This window comes from Kutzneria viridogrisea DSM 43870 (assembly GCF_000525635.1).
Taxonomy (GTDB): Bacteria; Actinomycetota; Actinomycetes; order Mycobacteriales; family Pseudonocardiaceae; genus Kutzneria; species Kutzneria viridogrisea.
Genome location: NZ_CP007155.1, coordinates 2,907,368 through 2,922,834, shown reverse-complemented (window position 1 = coordinate 2,922,834; position 15,467 = coordinate 2,907,368). Strand labels below are relative to the sequence as shown.

Below are 15,467 nucleotides of genomic sequence, written 5' to 3'. Positions count from 1 at the left end.
GATTTCATCCGGTCACCGTTGCGTTCAGCACCTGTTTGTTGCGCCTTTGTGAACCTCGACCGTTGATCTGTTGCATTCGGACAGTTGTCAGCTTCCATTGCGCCCGATGCAACATTCGTTGCGCATCTTGTGGACCGCCAGTGGTCTAGGCCACAGTGCCCGCAAGGAGATCACAGGAGGTGCTCTGGTGGCAGGACTGGATCGGCGCGGATTCCTCGGACTGAGCCTCCTCGGCGCGGCCGGGGTCGGACTGACGGGAGCGGTGCTGATGGACACGCCGGCACAGGCGGGGCCCAGAGCCACCCGGCCACTGTTCGTGGGCACCTACACCGACGGTGCGAACGCGGGCAAGGGCATCGGGCTGGCCAGTTGGGACCCGGCGACCGGTCAGGTGAGCGGCACGCAGGTGCTGCCCGTGGCGAACCCCTCGTTCCTGGCACTGTCCCCGAACGGGCAGCGGCTGTACGTGGTGAACGAGCAGTCCGACGGGCAGGTCACCGCCCTGTCGGTGTCCGGGACCAAGCTGAAGACGATCAACAGCCAGTCCAGCGGGGGCGCCGGGCCGACCCACCTGTGCGTGCACCCCAGCGGCAAGTACGTGGTGTCGGCCAACTACGACTCCGGCAGCGTGGCGGTGCACCCCGTGCGCGCCGACGGCGGGCTTGGCGCGCGCAGCGACCTCGTGCGGCACAAGGGTTCGGGCCCCGACCCGGACCGCCAGTCGAGCCCGCACGCCCACCAGGTGCTGCCCGACCCCGCGGGCCGCTACGTGCACGCCGTGGACCTGGGCACCGACTCGGTGTACGCCTACGAGCTGAACCTGGGCACCGGCAAGCTGGCGCTGCGCCACCAGGTGAAGCTGCGCGCCGGTTCGGGCCCGCGCCACCTGGCCTTCCACCCCAACGGGCGGTTCGCCTACGTGGCAACGGAACTGGGCAGCACGGTGATCACCTGCGGCTACGCGGACGGGCTGCTCACCCCGATCGACGAGGTGCCCGCGATCGCCGTGCCGGTGCCCGGGGTCCGCAACTACCCAGCCGAGATCCTCGTGTCGGCCGACGGCCGCTTCGTGTACGTCTCCAACCGCGGCTCGGACACGGTGTCGATCTTCGCGGTGGGTGGTGACGGCAAGCTCAGGCTGACCGGTTCGCCCTCCTGTGGCGGCAAGTGGCCGCGCCACATCGGGCTGGACCCCAGCGGGCGGTTCCTGTTCTCCTCGAACCAGAACTCGGGCACGGTCACCAGCTTCGCCGTGGACCAGGCCAGCGGGGCGCTCACCCCAACCGGCAAGCCCCTGGCCACCCCCACCCCCGTCTGCACCCTCCCCCTCTGACGGCTCACGCCGCGTGTCGGCGCTTCGTGACCCGCGTGTCGGCGTTTCCCGTACGGTGTGTCGAACGTTCCGGTACGCCGTGTCGGCGCAACACGGCGTACCGGAAGCGCCGACACGCGGTACCGGGACGTCCGACACGCGCGGGTTGAGGCGGGACTCAGCGGGTCGGGTCGAGGATGAGCTTGCCCGCGGTCTTGCGGGACCGGATGTCGAGGTGGGCCTGCACCACCTCGCTGAGCGGGTAGTCACCGCCCAACTGCGGCTTGAGGTCACCGGCGGCGACCAGGTCGAACAGGTCGGCCATGGCCTCACGCATCATCTGCGGGCGGCGGAAGCAGTCCTGCAACCAGAAGCCGGCCACCGACTTGGAGTGCGCCATCAGCTTGGACGGGGACACCGGGGAGCCGGTCTCCCGTGAGGCCGCGCCGTAGGCGACGAGTCGGCCGAAGCTGGCCAGCGCCGAGAGCGAGGCGTCGAACACCTCGCCACCGGTCATCTCCAGGACGATGTCCACGCGCGAGCCGTTGTTGGCCTCGATGATCCGCTCGACCAGGCCCTCCGGCTCGGCGTCGATGGCCACGTCGGCGCCCAGCGACACGGCGAGATCCCGCTTGTCCTGCGTGGAGGCGGTACCGATGACCCGGCCCGCGCCCCACAGCTTGGCCAACTGCACGGCCAGTGAGCCGACACCACCGGCGGCCGAGATCACCAGCACCGACTCGCCCGCCACCAGGCGCGCGGAGGTCTTCAGCAGGTGCCATGCGGTGGCACCCTGCACGATCAGCGCCAGCGCGTCGGCGTCGGACACCGCCTCGGGCACGTCGAAGGCCAGCTGCGGCACGGTCAGCGCGTACTCGGCGTAGCCGCCGCCGGTGGTCAGCGCCACGACGCGGCGGCCGTCCTCGGTGTGGCCGACCACCTCGCCGCCCGGCACGAACGGCAGGGACTGCTGGGACAGGTAGGAGTTCTCCGCCTGGTGGGTGTCGGCGTAGTTGATCCCGGCGCGGTCCACCCGCACCAGCAGTTGCCCCTGCGCCGGGACCGGCTTGGGCAGGTCCACCACCTTGAGCACCTCGGGACCGCCGAACTCGGTGACCTGGACCGCGCGCACTGGTTTCTCCTCACGTTTAGTACACCGTACGGTACACTGTACGGCATGCCGCCACGCCCACGAGCGCCGCGCAACACCCTCAGCAGGGAGCTGGTGGTGGACACCGCGCTGCGCATGCTCGACGAGGGCGGCATCGAGGCGTTCGGGGTGCGCGCGCTGGCCAAGGAGCTCGGCGTCGGCCCGATGACGCTCTACACCTACTTCCGTGGCAAGGAAGAGCTGCTGGACGCGGTGCGCGGGCAGTTGCTGGACACGGCCTCGCTGACCTGCCTGCACGGGGACTGGCAGCACCGGGTCCGCACGATCTGCCAGCGGCTGCGGCAGCTGATCCTGGACCACCCGTGCCTGATCCACCTGCTGTCCACCCGCCCGCTGTCCGGGCGCGACGCCGCCGACGCGGCCGAGGCCCTGCTGCGCACGCTGACGGAGGCGGGCTTCGACGAGGAGACGGCCGCGCGCACCTACACGATGCTGCTCGGGCACGTGCTGGGCGTGACCTCGCTGGAGGTCCAACTGGCCGCCGAGCACGAGGACCCGGACCGCCGCAGACACATCCGCGACACGATGACCGGACTGGACCCGAAGCGCCACCCCGCACTGGTCGCGCACACGGCAGCGCTGCGCCGGACCGCCGGCGGGGACGCGCAGTTCGAGTTCGGCCTGGAGTTGATCATCGCCGGGCTGGAGCGGCACACGGTATTGAAATGACCGTTCCAAAACATGCTAGGCTGCTCGCGTGCCCAGGCCACGGGAGTTCGACGAGCAGCAGGCGCTCGACGCGGCGATGACCGCGTTCTGGGCGACCGGCTACGAGGCCACGTCCACACAGGACCTGTGCGAGGCGACCGGGCTCGGCCGCAGCAGCATCTACAACACCTTCAGCAGCAAGCACGAGCTGTACCGGCGCAGCCTCCAGCGCTACCACGAGACGGCGACCGGCAACCAGTTGGAAGTGCTCGCCGCGGAAGGTGATCCGCGGGAGAAGATCCGCGCACTGCTGACCCAGGCGGCCCACGACGACAGGGGCTGCCTCGCGGTGAACGCCTCCATCGAACTGGGCAGCCGGGACAGCGAGGTCAAGGCCGTGCTGCGCAAGGGTTTCGACCAGCTCATCGAGGCCATCCGCGCGACAGTCCAAGAAGGACAGCGCGCGGGCGTGATCACCCGCGAGAAGGACGCGCTCGCACTGGCGCAGTTCGTACACGGCACGATCGGCGGCCTCCGCGTGCTGTCCAGCAGCGGAGCGAGCACCGAAACCCTGTGCAGCGTGGTGGACATCGCCATGAGCGCGCTCTAAATCCGTTCCACCCCAGCGCAACGAAGCGCACCCAAGTTTTGAACTGATTGATACATAACGAGGAGCTGTTGTGCCCCTTGCCGTCTACGTGATCGGGCTGAGCGTGTTCGCGCTCGGTACCTCCGAGTTCATGCTCTCCGGATTACTGCCCGCCCTCGCGGGTGACCTGGGTGTGTCCATTCCGGACGCTGGGCTGCTGATCTCCGCCTTCGCCGTGGGCATGGTGGTCGGCGCGCCCGTGCTGGCCATGGCCACGGTCCGCCTGCCACCGCGCACCACCATGATCGGGCTGATCGTGGTGTTCGGGCTCGGGCAGGTGCTCGGCGCGCTGTCCCCCGGCTACGGGGTGCTGTTCGCCTCCCGCGTGGTCAGCGCCCTGGCCTGTGCTGGCTTCTGGGCGGTGGGCGCCGCCACGGCGGTACGCCTCGCGCCGCAAGGGGCACAGGCCAGGGCCCTGGCGGTGGTCGTCGGCGGCCTGACCATCGCGAACATCGTGGGAGTGCCCGCGGGCACCGTGATCGGCCAACTCGCGGGCTGGCGGGCGGCTTTCTGGGCGGTGGCGGCCCTGTCCGCGGTGGCGGCGGTCGGGCTGGTGGCCCTGGTCCCGGCCAGCCCCCGCGAGGCCGAACCGCCCAGGCTCGCCGAGGAGCTGCACATCTACGGCAAGCCGCGCGTGTGGCTGGCGCTGGGCACGATCGCGCTGACCCAGGCCGCGATCTTCTGCACGTTCAGCTACCTCGCGCCGCTGCTCACCGAGTCGGCGGGCCTGCCAGCGGCCTGGGTGCCCGGGGTGCTGGCCCTGTTCGGGATCGGCGCGCTGGTCGGCATCAGCCTGGGCGGGCGCAGCGCCGACGCACGGCCAAGGCCCACGCTGCTGATCGGCATCGCGGCGACCCTGCTGGTGACGGCGCTGCTCGCGCTGGCGGCACACAGCCCGCTGCTGGTGGTGCCGCTGATCGCGCTGTTCGGCGTGGCGGGCTTCGGGGTCAACCCGGCGCTCAACGCCAGGGTGTTCGCGGCTTCCGGCGGGGCCAACAGCATGACCGGTGCGGCCAGCACGGCCGCGTTCAACGTGGGCAACACGGCGGGCCCGTGGCTGGGCGGACTGGCCATCGGCGGCGGGCTCGGCTACCCCTCGGTGGCCTGGGTCAGCGCGCTGCTCGGACTGCTCGCGCTGGGGAGCGTCGCGGTGACGAGCAAGCGCTCGGTGATACTTGCCTCGTGAACAGCATCGAACTGCCCGCCGACGCGGAGCTGCCGAGCAGGCACCCCAAGGCACCCGCGCCAGGCACCGAACTGCCCGTGCACTACCAGCGCTGCTTCGGCTGCGGGGACGTGGACGCCGGGCTGCACCTGAAGATCCGCGCGGGTGAGGGCCTGACGGTGACCGGGCTGTTCCAGGTCACCGAGCACCACCAGGGCGCACCGGGCCTGGCGCACGGCGGGCTGCTGGCGGCCGCGTTCGACGAGACCCTGGGCTCGCTGAACTGGCTGCTGCACACGACCACGGTGACCGGGCGGCTGGAGACCGACTTCCGCCGCCCGGTGCCGGTCGACTCCACCCTGCACATCCTGGCGAAGGTGGACGGGCTGGCCGGGCGCAAGCTCTACGTCAGCGCCGAGGGCAGGCTCAACGCGGTGGACGGGCCGCTGGCGCTGACCGCGCGCGGGCTGTTCGTCAAGGTCGGCATCGAGCACTTCGTCAAGCACGGCAGGCCGCAGGACATCGCCGAGGCCGTGGACGAACGCGGCTTCGAGGTCAACCCGTAGGGGCCCGCACCTCACGCGAGAGCGCCACGAGCCGGGACACCGCGCGCAGGTACTTCTTGCGGTACCCGCCGCGCAGCATCTCCTCGGTGAACAGCTCGGACAGCCGCTGCCCGGACACCGCCACCGGCACTGCCCGGTCGTAGAGCCGGTCGGCGAAGGCCACCAGCCGCAGCGCCACGTCCTGGTCCGGGGCCTGGTGCACGCCCCTGAGGTGCACGGCGGCCACGTCGGTGACCAGGCGGCCGTACTTGGACGGGTGCAGCTTCGCCAGGTGGGCACACAGCGCGTCGAACTCGTCCAGGGTCGCGCCCGGCGTGGCCTCGGCGCTGGCCAGCAGTTGCTCCTCCGACATCGGGTCGGGGGCCTCGGGCAGCCCGCGGTGCCGGTAGTCGGGGCCGTCCACCCGGACCACCTCGAACCGCGCGGACAGGCTCTGGATCTCGCGCAGGAAGTCGTCGGCGGCGAACCGCCCCTCCCCCAGCTTGTCCGGCAGCGTGTTGGAGGTCGCGGCCACGAACACGCCCGCGGCCATCAGCTCCGACAGCAACCGGGTCACCAGCATCGTGTCGCCCGGGTCGTCCAGCTCGAACTCGTCAATGGCCAGCAGCCGGTGCTCCGACAGCCGCCGCACCGCCTCCGGGAAGCCCAGCGCACCGACCAGGTGGGTCAGCTCCACGAAGGTGCCGTACGCCTTGGGCCCGGGCACCGCGTGCCAGAGCGAGGCCAGCAGGTGGGTCTTGCCCACGCCGAACCCGCCGTCCAGGTACAGCCCCAGCTTGGTCTCGGTCGGCCTGCCGCCACCCAGTAGTGACCGCAACCACGTCCTGCCCCTGCCCGCCGCGGCGACCCGCTGCGCGAAGGCCTCACCGGCGCGCACGGCGGCGGCCTGGCTGGGCTCCTCGGGGTTGGGGAGGTAGCTGGCGAAGCTGACCTGCCCGAACCGGGGCGGCGGGGCCATCGCGTCGACCATCTCGTCTGCCCCGATCTGGGGATAGCGGTCGGCCAAACGCGGGGCGGTCATGCCCCGAGCCTAACGGCGTGCTGGGATAGCTCCGTGCAGAGGCTGTGGCCGTCAGGCGACGAGGACGTCACCGACGCGGTGCTGGAACGGATGTACGACTACCCGGCACCGCTGGACCGGCCGTGGGTCCAGGTCAACTTCGTGGCCAGCAGCGATGGCGCGGCCTCCGTGACCGGGGTGTCGGAGGGGCTGTCCAGCCCCGGGGACAAGCGGGTGTTCGCGCTGAGCCGGGACCTGGCCGACGTGGTGCTGGTCGGTGTGGGCACCGCCACAGTCGAGGGCTACCACGGGATCAAGCCCCGCGAGCTGCGCACCGAGCGCCGCGAACGGCTTGGTCTGAGCCCGATCCCGCCGATCGCCGTGGTCAGCGCGCGCTGCTCGGTGGACCCCGGCTCGCCCCTGCTCACCGACACGCTCGTGCCCCCGCTGGTGGTGACCTGCGCGGCGGCGCCAGCGCGGCGGCGCGAGGCGCTGGCCGAGGCGGGTGCGGACGTGGTCGTCGCCGGGCAGCAGGAGGTGGACCTGCGCGCCGCACTGTCCGAACTGGACGCTCGTGGGCTGCGCCGGGTCAGCTGCGAGGGCGGCCCCCGGCTGTTCGGCTCGCTGGTCGCCGAGGACCTGGTCGACCAGCTGTGCCTGACCGTGTCCCCGCTGCTGGCGGGCGGCGACGCCCCGCGCGTGGCGCACGGCCTGCTGCCCGAGGTGCCCCGCGTGCTGGAGCTGGCCTCGGTGCTGCACGAGGAGGGCTTCCTGATGCTGCGCTACCGCCGGGCGCGGTGACACCGGTGCCCGCCCAGACCAGGTCCGACCTCGAGCTGATGAGCTCGGCGGCCGGGGGTGACCTGGCGGCCTTCGACGAGCTGGTGCGCAGGCACACCACCCGCATGTACCGGGTGGCCCTGCGCATCGTGGCCGACCCGGTGGAGGCCGAGGACGTGGTGCAGGACTCCTGGGTGTCGGCCTGGCGCGCGCTGTCCGGGTTCCGCGGCGAGTCCGCGCCGACCACCTGGCTGTACCGGGTGGTGACCAACGCCGCGCTGCTACATCTGCGGCGGCGCAAGCAGACCGTGCCGCTGGACACCGTGCTGGAGGACACCAACTCGCGGCTGCTGGCCGACACCCGGGTGGGGCCGGAGGGCGAGGCGCTGCGCGGCGAGCAGGTGGACGCCGTGCTGCGGGCCATCGCCACGCTGGAGCCGTCCCAGCGGGTGCCACTGGTGCTGCGCGAACTGGAGGGGATGAGCTACGAGGAGGTCGCCGCCGTCTTGGACATCGGGGTACCCGCCTTGCGCTCACGGCTGCACCGGGCGAGGGTGGCTCTGCTCGCGAAGCTGAAGGAGCTGCGGTGACCATGGATGGCGGTGAGCGGGTGCTGCCCTGCGGCCACCAGGTCGGCGAGCTGCTGGAACTGGTGAGCGACCCGGCGGCTGCCCCTGGTGGGCTGGCGGCGCACGCGCGGACCTGCCCGCACTGCCAGGCCGAGCTGCCCGAGCTGCGGGCCCGCTGGGAGCTGGTGCGGCAGGCGGCCCAGGCCCCGGTACTGACTCCGCCTGGGCTGGTGGACCGGGTGCTGGCCTCGGTGCGCGGGCTGCGCGGCCAGATCGCGGCCGAGCCGGTGGAGGTGGACCAGGAACGCGGCAAGCTGAGGATCTCTCAGCGCACCGTGCTGATCCTCGCGCGCAGGCTGGCCGGGGACTTCGCCTCGGCGCACGGCTCGGTGCACGTACGCGCCGTGGCCGGGGACGAGGAGGGGTTGCAGGTGCTGGTGGCGGTGCGCTTCGGCGTGCCGGTCGGCGAGCTGGCCGACCAGCTGCGCACGCACCTGCGGCAGGGCCTGGCCCGCGAGCTGGGCGAGGGTGTGCCGCCGATCAGCGTGCACGTGGTGGACGTGCACCCAACTACTCCATTCGAGTGAACAGGCGAGACGTCCTCGTTCCTCGGGACATCTGAACCAGTGCACGGCCGCGAGACGAACCTGGCGGCGAACGTGCACAGGCAGGTCCCTTCGGAAGGAGTCCGTCCCATGGCGCAGACAGGCGCGACCAAGTCCGAGTCCACTGTGGACAACACTCCGGCCGTTCGCGCGGCGGGCTCGGCTCCCGCGCGGCTGGCCGACGAGAACACACTCGGCAAGACCACGATCGCCTCCTCGGTCGTGCAGAAGATCGCCAGCATGGCGGCGCGGGAGATCTCCGGGGTGTACGCGATGGGCGGCGGGGTCTCCCGCGCGTTCGGCGCCATCCGCGAGCGCATCCCCGGCGCGGGCACGGTCAGCACCTCGGGTGTGGCCGTGGAGGTCGGCGAGAAGCAGGCCGCGATCGACCTGGACATCGTGGTCGAGTACGGCGCGGGCATCGTGGAGCTGGCGCGTGCGGTGCGCCGCAACGTGATCACCGCGGTGGAGCGCATGACCGGCCTGGAGGTCATCGAGGTCAACATCGCGGTCAACGACATCCACCTGCCCGAGGACAACGAGGAGCCCACCGAGCAGACCTCCCGGGTCGAGTGAGGTGGCCGAGCTGGCGGAGCTGATCGCGCAGGCGGTGCTGGCGCACCCCGCCGTGCACCGCCTGGACGGCGGGGAGTTCGGCGTGGTGGCCTCGCCGCTGCCCGGCCGCAGGGTCCTCGGTGTGCTCGCCGAGGGACCCGGCTCCCCCGTCGAGATCGCCGTGGTGCTGCTGCTGGGCCACCCCATCCCCGAGGTGGTCGAGCAGCTGCGCGAGCGGGTCAAGGCAGTAGCGGGCACAGTTCCCGTGGACATCACCGTCGCCGACCTCGTGGTGGCGGAACCAGCCTGACCGGCGGCGGGGGCACTGGTGGTTCGTCGGGGGACCACCAGGCCCCGCCCCCCGGTCCGGCACACGAACAGGAGACTCGCACGTGAACGGATCCCAGATCGGTCTGCTCGCCGGGCTGGTGCTCGGCCTGGCCGCCTCATTCAGCTTCGTGGCCTTCCTGGTCACCGCGGCCGTGGGCATCATCGGCTTCGTCGTCGGCCGCGTGCTCGACGGCGAGATCGACCTCGGCGACGTGCTCGGCAGGGGCCGGGACAAGTGAGCGCGGGCGATCCGGAGGAGCGCGGCTCGCTGCGGATCGACCCGAGCGTGGTCCGCAAGCTGGCCGAGCACGCCGCCGACCTGGCCCCGGGCACCGCCCGCGCGGGCAGGCGGGGCGCCAGCGCCAAGGTGTCGGGCAGCGGCAACGAGGTCGACCTGCGGCTGGAACTGGGCCTGAGCTACCCCGCCCAGGTGCGCGAGACCGTCGCCGCGGTCCGCGAGCAGGTCAGCGGCGAGGTGCAGCGCCTGACCGGCTACCGGGTCCGCTCGGTGGACGTCGTGGTCTCCGCGCTGCTGGCGGCCCCCATCAGTCGAAACCGAGTGGAGTGAGCCGGTGCGAGTACTCGTCCGCCTGCTGTCCTGCCTGCTCGGCCTGGCAATCGCCGCCGTGGGCGGGCTGCTGGCCACCGAGGTCACCTGGTGGTGGGTCCAGCCGGGCTCGCCGCCGCTGCTGGTGCCCTGGCACGAGTGGCTGCGCCTGCTGGGCACGCTGAACTGGGCCAGCCTGCCGGTACGGATCACCGCCTGGTCGGTGGCCGCCGCCGGGCTGCTGCTGGTGCTGTTCGCCGCCGCGGCCCGTCGCCGCGACGTGCGGCTCAACGCGCCCGCCCCGGAGATCACCGTGACCACCTCCCCGCGCTCGCTGGCCCGCACCGTGGGCAACAGCGTGCGCGCCGCGGAGGGCGTCACCGGCGCCTCGGTCACCGCGAGCCGCCGCAGGGTGCGCGTGCGGGCCACCAGCGCGCTCAAGACAGAGGACCAACTGCGGCCCCGGCTGACCGAACTGGCCCGCGAGGTGGTCGGCGCCCTGCCGCTGCCCCACACGCCCAGCGTCTCCGTGGTCGTCGACTCACCGAGGGATCGCCGATGAGCGAGCTTGCGAGCGAATCAACCAGCACAGTGCCCACGCGAAGCGCAGCGCCGAGCGCCAGCGAGGTGCGGCGATGAGCAAGCTCTCCGACGCCGCTCGTGCTCGGTCTTACCGGCTGGAGCGTGGCCTGACCGGTACCATCGGCGTGCTCGCCCTGCTCGCCGGTGCCGCGGCGGTTGTCGTCGGCATGGGACTGCTCGGTGAGTTCCGCGCGCAGCGGCCCGTCGCCGACCCCATCGCCCTGGACTTCCTGCGCCAGTACCCGGAGGTCACCAAGGGCGTGGCCATCGCGCTCGGCGTGCTGCTGTTCGTGCTCGGGCTGCGCTGGGCCTTCCGCTCGCTGCGCGTGGAACTGCGCCCCGACCTGGTGCTCGACCGCACCGCGGGCAACGGGCTGCGGGTGGTCTCCGGCGCCGTGGCCGAGGCGGTCCGCTCCGACGCCGAGGGCATCGACGGGGTCGCCAAGGCCCGGGTCCGCCTGGTCGGCGACGAGCAGCACCCCGCCCTGCGCATCCGGCTCTCACTGACCGACGGCGCCGAGGTGCGGGCCGTCTGGCAGGAGCTGGACAAGGTGCTGGGCAACGCCAAGTCCTGCCTGGGCGTGACGGAACTGCCCACCGCGGTGCACCTGGAATTGGCAACAGTCGAGCGCCAACGCGTCCAGTAGCGCAAGATGGGCGCGTGGCGCTCCCGGTGACCCCTCCCGTCCAGCCGATGCTGGCCTCGCCCGTCGACGGCGTGCCCGAAGGCGCGGACCTGATGTTCGAGCCCAAGTGGGACGGCTTCCGCTGCCTGGTCTTCCGCGACGGCGATGAGGTCGTGCTCCAGTCGCGCAGCGGCAAGCCGCTCAACCGGTACTTCCCCGAGGCCGAGGAGTACGTCCGCGCCGAGTGCCCCGACCGGGTGGTGCTGGACGGGGAGCTGGTCGTGGACCGCGACGGTCGCCTGGACTGGGACGCACTCGGTGAGCGGGTGCACCCCGCCGCCAGCCGGGTGCGCAAGCTCGCCGCCGAGAACCCGTCCCGGTTCATCGCCTTCGACCTGCTCGCCAGCGGGGACCGCTCGCTGCTCGACGAGCCGGGCCGGGTGCGCAGGCAGGCGCTGGTCGAACTGGTCGGCGCCGGTGAGCGGGTGCACCGCACGCCGTCCACACAGGACCCGGCCGTGGCCCGCGAGTGGTTCACCCTGTTCGAGGGCGCCGGTCTGGACGGGATCATCGGCAAGCCCCTGGACGGGCCGTACACCCCGAACAAGCGGACCATGGTCAAGGTCAAGCACAGCAGGACCGCCGACTGCGTGGTGGCGGGTCTGCGCTGGCACACCAACACCGAGCCCGGCACCGCCGTGGGCTCGCTGCTGCTGGGGCTGATCGACGCCAACGGGGTCATGCACCACGCCGGGGTGGTCGGCTCGTTCACCGCCGCGCGGCGCCGCGAGCTCGCCGAGGAGTTCAGCCCGCTGCTGGACCGCGGCGAGCTCGACCACCCGTGGCTCGGCGACCAGGCGGGCGACGGCCGCCGACTGCCCGGCGCCGTGAACCGCTGGCGCAGCGCCGAGGCCACGTGGCTGCCGCTGCGCCGCGAGCGGGTCGTCGAGGTGGCCTACGACCACACCGAGGGCGCCAACCCCGCACCCCGGTTCCGGCACACCACGCAGTTCGTCCGCTGGCGCCCCGACCGCGACCCGGACTCGTGCCGCTACGACCAGCTCGACGAGCCCACCCGCTTCGACCTCGGCGCCATCCTCACCGGCGAGGTCCGCTAACCCCCACCCCGCCGAGTCCCGCCCACCCGTCGGCGAGTCCCGCCCAGCGGAGCACGAATCCCGCCGTGCGGAGCGCGGGCCCAACCACTGGACGCCCCGGTCTCGCTCACGCCAGCGCGAGTCCCGCCCAGCGGAGCACGAGTCCCGGTCACCCGTCGGCGAGTCCCGCCTAGCCTCACGCGAATCCCGCTGTCGCGCGGGTGAGTCCCGCCTCGGGGAGCGTGGTTGCCGCCCCTGGCCTCAGCCCCGCTCTGTGCTGCGCGGGTACCGCAGGAATCCTCGCACTCCATCTCAAAATCCACTTTGAGTTTTTGTTGAGTTCTCGGCAGCACGCTGGCCCCAGTCGGCACAACCAGGCGCACCGCGGTGTGCCCTCGTGCTGCCCGATTCACAGACTCTTGAGGGGTACAGATGACTGCCTTGTGCAGTGTCGTGGTCCTGACCGCGCTGACCGGCGTTGTCACGGGAGGCGCCGCATTGCCCACAGCCGCGGCAGCACCACTGGCCGCGGCCGGACACCGGATCGGCGTACTGCGGGACGGTGCGGTGAAGGTCAAGGAAGGTGGCCTGGACGCGGGTTGGACGGTGCAGGAGCGCGGAGCAACGAAGTTCCAGATCGACGGTGACCGGATCGGCGCGCTGCTCAGCGACGGCAGGTTGGAGGTCAAGGCGGGCGGACTGGACGCCCCCTGGGTCGTGGTGGAGGACCACGTGGCCGACTTCAGCCTGTCCGGGACCCGGATCGGCGCGCTGCGCACCGACGGCACCGCCGAGGTCAAGGACGGCGGGCTGGACGCCACCTGGACTCCCGAGGACGACCACATCAGGCAACTGGCCGTGGCGGGCGCGCGGATCGCGGTGCTGCGCGAGAACGGGGACCTCAAGGTCAAGGACGGCGCACTGGACTCGCAGTGGGTGCTGCAGGAGGACCACGTCGTGCAGATCGCCCTGTCCGAGGACCGGATCGGCGCGGTGCGCGACACCGGCCGCGCCGAGGTCAAGGAGGGCGGCCTGGACACGCCCTGGGCGCAGGAGGAGGACAACGTCACGCAGTTGGCGCTGTGGGGACGCCGGATCGGCGCGGTACGCACCGACGGCACGGCCGAGGTGAAGGAAGGGGGGTTGGACGCGCCCTGGGTCGTGGAGGACCTCGGCACGAAGCAGATCGTGCTGGCGGGTGACCGGATCGGCACGCTGCACGGTGACGGCACCGCGTACGTGAAGGAAGGCGGCCTGGACGCCCGCTGGCAGTTGGAGGATGACACCGTCACCACGCTGCGGCTCGCCTCCGCGACCCCCTCGGGCGGCGGCTCCCAGGTGAGCATGGCCGACATCGCCGCGATCTACGGCAACGCGTACGCCACCGACATCGTCCGGGCGGGGCTGCCCAGCCTGAACACGGAGATGGCCGCGGGCGGAATCACCACCCCGGCGCGCAAGGCAGCCTTCCTGGCCACCCTCAAGCACGAGAGCGGATTCGTCTACAGCGCAGGAGAAGCGGGCCAGACCGCCCAGTACCGGGGTCGCGGTTTCATTCAGATCACCGGCAGCGCCAACTACGGATCGGCGGGGCGGTACTTCGGGCACGACTTCCTCAACTCGCCGGGGGACGCGGCCAGCCTGCAGTGGAGCGCACCGCTCGCGCGCTGGTACTGGACGGTCGCCCGCAACATCAACCCGATGGCCGACCGCCTGGACATGGGCGCTGTCGACGGCGCCATCGGCTACTCGACCAGTCTCGACCCCGGCGAGGCGCAGCGCCGCTGCGACGACTTCAAGAAGGCCCTCGCCTACTACAACGGCTCGCTGCCCGGCGGAATCCGCTGCGACCGCCACTGACCTTCTAGGAGAAAACCCATGTCTCACAAGCAGATCAGCCGTGCTCTCGGCGCGCTGACCAGCGCAGGTGTGCTCGCGGGCGCACTGTCCACGATCCTCGCGCTACCCGCGCAGGCGGCCACGGTGACCGACATCGTGAACCTGGCCAGAGCCAACCTCGGCAAGCACAACTGCGACATCAACAGCCTGGGCGGCAGGGGCTTCAACGGCAGCTGCACCCCCGAGGAGTGGTGCGCGGACTTCGCCAAGTGGGTGTGGCAGAACGAGGGTGCCCAGGTCGACGGGCTCACCGCGGCGGCCGGTTCCTTCTACACCTACGGTCAGCGCAAGGGAACTCTGCACACCGATGGCGGCTACCGCCCGCAGCCGGGCGACGCCGTGGTCTACAACTACGCCGGTAGCGGCTACGCCGATCACGTCGGTCTGGTCACCGAGGTGCGCGGCGACGGGTCCATCCAGGTCATCAACGGCAACTTCAACGGCACCACCGCCAGCAACTCCATGGTCGCCTACTCCTCCGGCACCGGCCGGGTCGGCGCCTCCATCGCCGGTCAGACCATCAGCGGCTTCACCAGCCCGGTCGGGGTGGGCAGTGTGCCCCGGCGCGTGGGCGTGCTCCGCAACGGGGACGTGAAGGTCAAGGAGGGCAACCTCGACAGCGCCTGGACCACGCAGGAGACCCTGGGCACCAAGTTCAAGGTCGATGGCAACCGGATCGCCGCCCTCCGCACGAACGGCGTGCTCGCCGTCAAGGAGGGCGGCCTGGACACGCCGTGGCGGATCGTCGAGGAGCACGTCACCGACTTCAGCCTGTCCGGTGGCCGGATCGGCGCACTGAGGTCCGACGGCACCGCCGAGGTGAAGGAGGGCCTGGACAGCGCCTGGGTCATGGAGGACGACGCCGTCAAGCAGATCGCGGTGTCGAGCAACCGGGTCGCCGTGCTGCGCGCCGACGGCACCGTCAAGGTGAAGGAGGGCGGGCTGGACGCGACCTGGAAGCACGTGGAGGACCGCGGCGTGCAGATCGCACTGACCAACAGCCGCGTCGGCGTGATCACCGACAGCGGCCGGGCCGAGGTCAAGGGCGGCAACCTGGACGCGCCCTGGTTCGCCGAGGAGGACAACGCGGTGCAACTGGAACTGTCCAGCAACCGGATCGGCGTGCTGCGCAAGGACGGGGTCTTCCGGGTCAAGGACGGTGCGCTGGAATCCCTGTGGACCACCGTGGACGACCACGGCAGGCAGATCGCCCTCGGCGGCAGCCGGATCGGCGTGGTGCGGACCGACGGCACGGTATGGGTGAAGGAAGGCGGGCTGGACGCGACCTGGCAGCAGGTCGACGACAACTGCACCGAGGTGGAGCTGACCCAGGAGTGAGCTGAGAACTCTCCGGGCGGCGGGGGCT

19 protein-coding genes are annotated in these 15,467 nt (G+C 71.6%); 17 read left to right on the top strand and 2 right to left on the bottom strand.

Annotation, left to right across the window (positions count from 1 at the left end):
- The first annotated feature begins 187 nt into the window (after positions 1-187).
- Complete coding sequence (locus tag KALB_RS13090; RefSeq protein ID WP_236650245.1) at positions 188-1,333, top strand: lactonase family protein; 1,146 nt, start codon at positions 188-190, stop codon at positions 1,331-1,333.
- A 157-nt stretch (positions 1,334-1,490) separates the two neighbouring features.
- Here KALB_RS13090 and KALB_RS13085 read toward each other — a convergent pair whose 3' ends face one another.
- Complete coding sequence (locus KALB_RS13085) at positions 1,491-2,444, bottom strand: quinone oxidoreductase family protein (RefSeq protein WP_025356164.1); 954 nt, start codon at positions 2,442-2,444, stop codon at positions 1,491-1,493.
- Between the two features lie 45 nt (positions 2,445-2,489).
- Between KALB_RS13085 and KALB_RS13080 the strand changes: the two genes are divergently transcribed.
- The 4 genes from KALB_RS13080 (at position 2,490) to KALB_RS13065 (ending at position 5,511) form a co-directional block, all read left to right on the top strand.
- Positions 2,490-3,152, top strand: a complete 663-nt coding sequence (locus tag KALB_RS13080; RefSeq protein ID WP_025356163.1) for a TetR/AcrR family transcriptional regulator C-terminal domain-containing protein — start codon at positions 2,490-2,492, stop codon at positions 3,150-3,152.
- A 28-nt stretch (positions 3,153-3,180) separates the two neighbouring features.
- Positions 3,181-3,741 (top strand): TetR/AcrR family transcriptional regulator, encoded by a 561-nt coding sequence (locus KALB_RS13075; protein ID WP_025356162.1) that lies wholly within the window; start codon positions 3,181-3,183, stop codon positions 3,739-3,741.
- A gap of 70 nt (positions 3,742-3,811) precedes the next feature.
- Positions 3,812-4,966, top strand: a complete 1,155-nt coding sequence (locus KALB_RS13070; RefSeq protein ID WP_025356161.1) for a Cmx/CmrA family chloramphenicol efflux MFS transporter — start codon at positions 3,812-3,814, stop codon at positions 4,964-4,966.
- Positions 4,963-5,511, top strand: coding sequence for a PaaI family thioesterase (locus KALB_RS13065; RefSeq protein WP_025356160.1), 549 nt, complete (start codon positions 4,963-4,965; stop codon positions 5,509-5,511). Before KALB_RS13070 ends, KALB_RS13065 begins: the two co-directional genes overlap by 4 nt.
- Here the strand turns inward: KALB_RS13065 and zapE are convergent.
- Complete coding sequence (gene zapE, locus KALB_RS13060) at positions 5,501-6,532, bottom strand: cell division protein ZapE (protein WP_025356159.1); 1,032 nt, start codon at positions 6,530-6,532, stop codon at positions 5,501-5,503. The genes KALB_RS13065 and zapE overlap by 11 nt on opposite strands.
- Before the next feature lie 33 nt (positions 6,533-6,565).
- On the opposite strand from zapE, the gene KALB_RS13055 reads away from it, so the two are divergent.
- From KALB_RS13055 to KALB_RS43860, 12 genes are all read left to right on the top strand, one after another.
- Positions 6,566-7,312: a pyrimidine reductase family protein gene (locus tag KALB_RS13055; RefSeq protein ID WP_025356158.1), complete on the top strand. Its 747-nt coding sequence runs from the start codon at positions 6,566-6,568 to the stop codon at positions 7,310-7,312.
- Positions 7,313-7,350: 38 nt separating this feature from the next.
- Complete coding sequence (locus KALB_RS13050) at positions 7,351-7,881, top strand: RNA polymerase sigma factor (protein WP_081789875.1); 531 nt, start codon at positions 7,351-7,353, stop codon at positions 7,879-7,881.
- Positions 7,878-8,447: an anti-sigma factor gene (locus tag KALB_RS13045; protein ID WP_025356156.1), complete on the top strand. Its 570-nt coding sequence runs from the start codon at positions 7,878-7,880 to the stop codon at positions 8,445-8,447. Before KALB_RS13050 ends, KALB_RS13045 begins: the two co-directional genes overlap by 4 nt.
- A gap of 108 nt (positions 8,448-8,555) precedes the next feature.
- The gene (locus KALB_RS13040) at positions 8,556-9,041 is read left to right on the top strand and encodes an Asp23/Gls24 family envelope stress response protein (RefSeq protein ID WP_025356155.1); all 486 of its coding nucleotides are present in this window, start codon (positions 8,556-8,558) and stop codon (positions 9,039-9,041) included.
- A 1-nt stretch (position 9,042) separates the two neighbouring features.
- Positions 9,043-9,330 (top strand): hypothetical protein, encoded by a 288-nt coding sequence (locus KALB_RS13035; RefSeq protein ID WP_025356154.1) that lies wholly within the window; start codon positions 9,043-9,045, stop codon positions 9,328-9,330.
- A gap of 82 nt (positions 9,331-9,412) precedes the next feature.
- A complete protein-coding gene (locus KALB_RS48245) occupies positions 9,413-9,589 on the top strand; it encodes a hypothetical protein (protein WP_025356153.1) in 177 nt (58 codons plus the stop codon).
- A complete protein-coding gene (locus KALB_RS13025) occupies positions 9,586-9,918 on the top strand; it encodes an Asp23/Gls24 family envelope stress response protein (RefSeq protein WP_025356152.1) in 333 nt (110 codons plus the stop codon). Before KALB_RS48245 ends, KALB_RS13025 begins: the two co-directional genes overlap by 4 nt.
- 4 nt (positions 9,919-9,922) lie before the next feature.
- Entirely contained in the window at positions 9,923-10,459 is a 537-nt protein-coding gene (locus KALB_RS13020; protein WP_025356151.1) for a DUF6286 domain-containing protein, read from the top strand.
- A gap of 73 nt (positions 10,460-10,532) precedes the next feature.
- Positions 10,533-11,126 carry a hypothetical protein gene (locus KALB_RS13015; protein ID WP_025356150.1) on the top strand — a complete coding sequence of 198 codons (594 nt, stop codon included), beginning with the start codon at positions 10,533-10,535 and terminating at the stop codon, positions 11,124-11,126.
- Between the two features lie 14 nt (positions 11,127-11,140).
- Positions 11,141-12,223 (top strand): ATP-dependent DNA ligase, encoded by a 1,083-nt coding sequence (locus KALB_RS13010; RefSeq protein WP_042220345.1) that lies wholly within the window; start codon positions 11,141-11,143, stop codon positions 12,221-12,223.
- 411 nt (positions 12,224-12,634) lie between these two features.
- Positions 12,635-14,062: a glycoside hydrolase family 19 protein gene (locus KALB_RS48495; RefSeq protein ID WP_201771918.1), complete on the top strand. Its 1,428-nt coding sequence runs from the start codon at positions 12,635-12,637 to the stop codon at positions 14,060-14,062.
- 18 nt (positions 14,063-14,080) lie between these two features.
- A complete protein-coding gene (locus KALB_RS43860; RefSeq protein ID WP_051912969.1) occupies positions 14,081-15,439 on the top strand; it encodes a CHAP domain-containing protein in 1,359 nt (452 codons plus the stop codon).
- The last annotated feature ends 28 nt before the right edge of the window (positions 15,440-15,467 follow it).

What these genes read in the sequence shown, in the direction of transcription:
- KALB_RS13080 (WP_025356163.1), top strand. Translation starts at nt 2,490, where the DNA reads ATGCCGCCACGCCCACGAGCGCCGCGCAACACCCTCAGCAGGGAGCTG.
- KALB_RS43860 (WP_051912969.1), top strand. Translation starts at nt 14,081, where the DNA reads ATGTCTCACAAGCAGATCAGCCGTGCTCTCGGCGCGCTGACCAGCGCA.
- KALB_RS13040 (WP_025356155.1), top strand. Translation starts at nt 8,556, where the DNA reads ATGGCGCAGACAGGCGCGACCAAGTCCGAGTCCACTGTGGACAACACT.
- zapE (WP_025356159.1), bottom strand. Translation starts at nt 6,532, where the DNA reads ATGACCGCCCCGCGTTTGGCCGACCGCTATCCCCAGATCGGGGCAGAC.
- KALB_RS13015 (WP_025356150.1), top strand. Translation starts at nt 10,533, where the DNA reads ATGAGCAAGCTCTCCGACGCCGCTCGTGCTCGGTCTTACCGGCTGGAG.
- KALB_RS13050 (WP_081789875.1), top strand. Translation starts at nt 7,351, where the DNA reads ATGAGCTCGGCGGCCGGGGGTGACCTGGCGGCCTTCGACGAGCTGGTG.
- KALB_RS48495 (WP_201771918.1), top strand. Translation starts at nt 12,635, where the DNA reads ATGACTGCCTTGTGCAGTGTCGTGGTCCTGACCGCGCTGACCGGCGTT.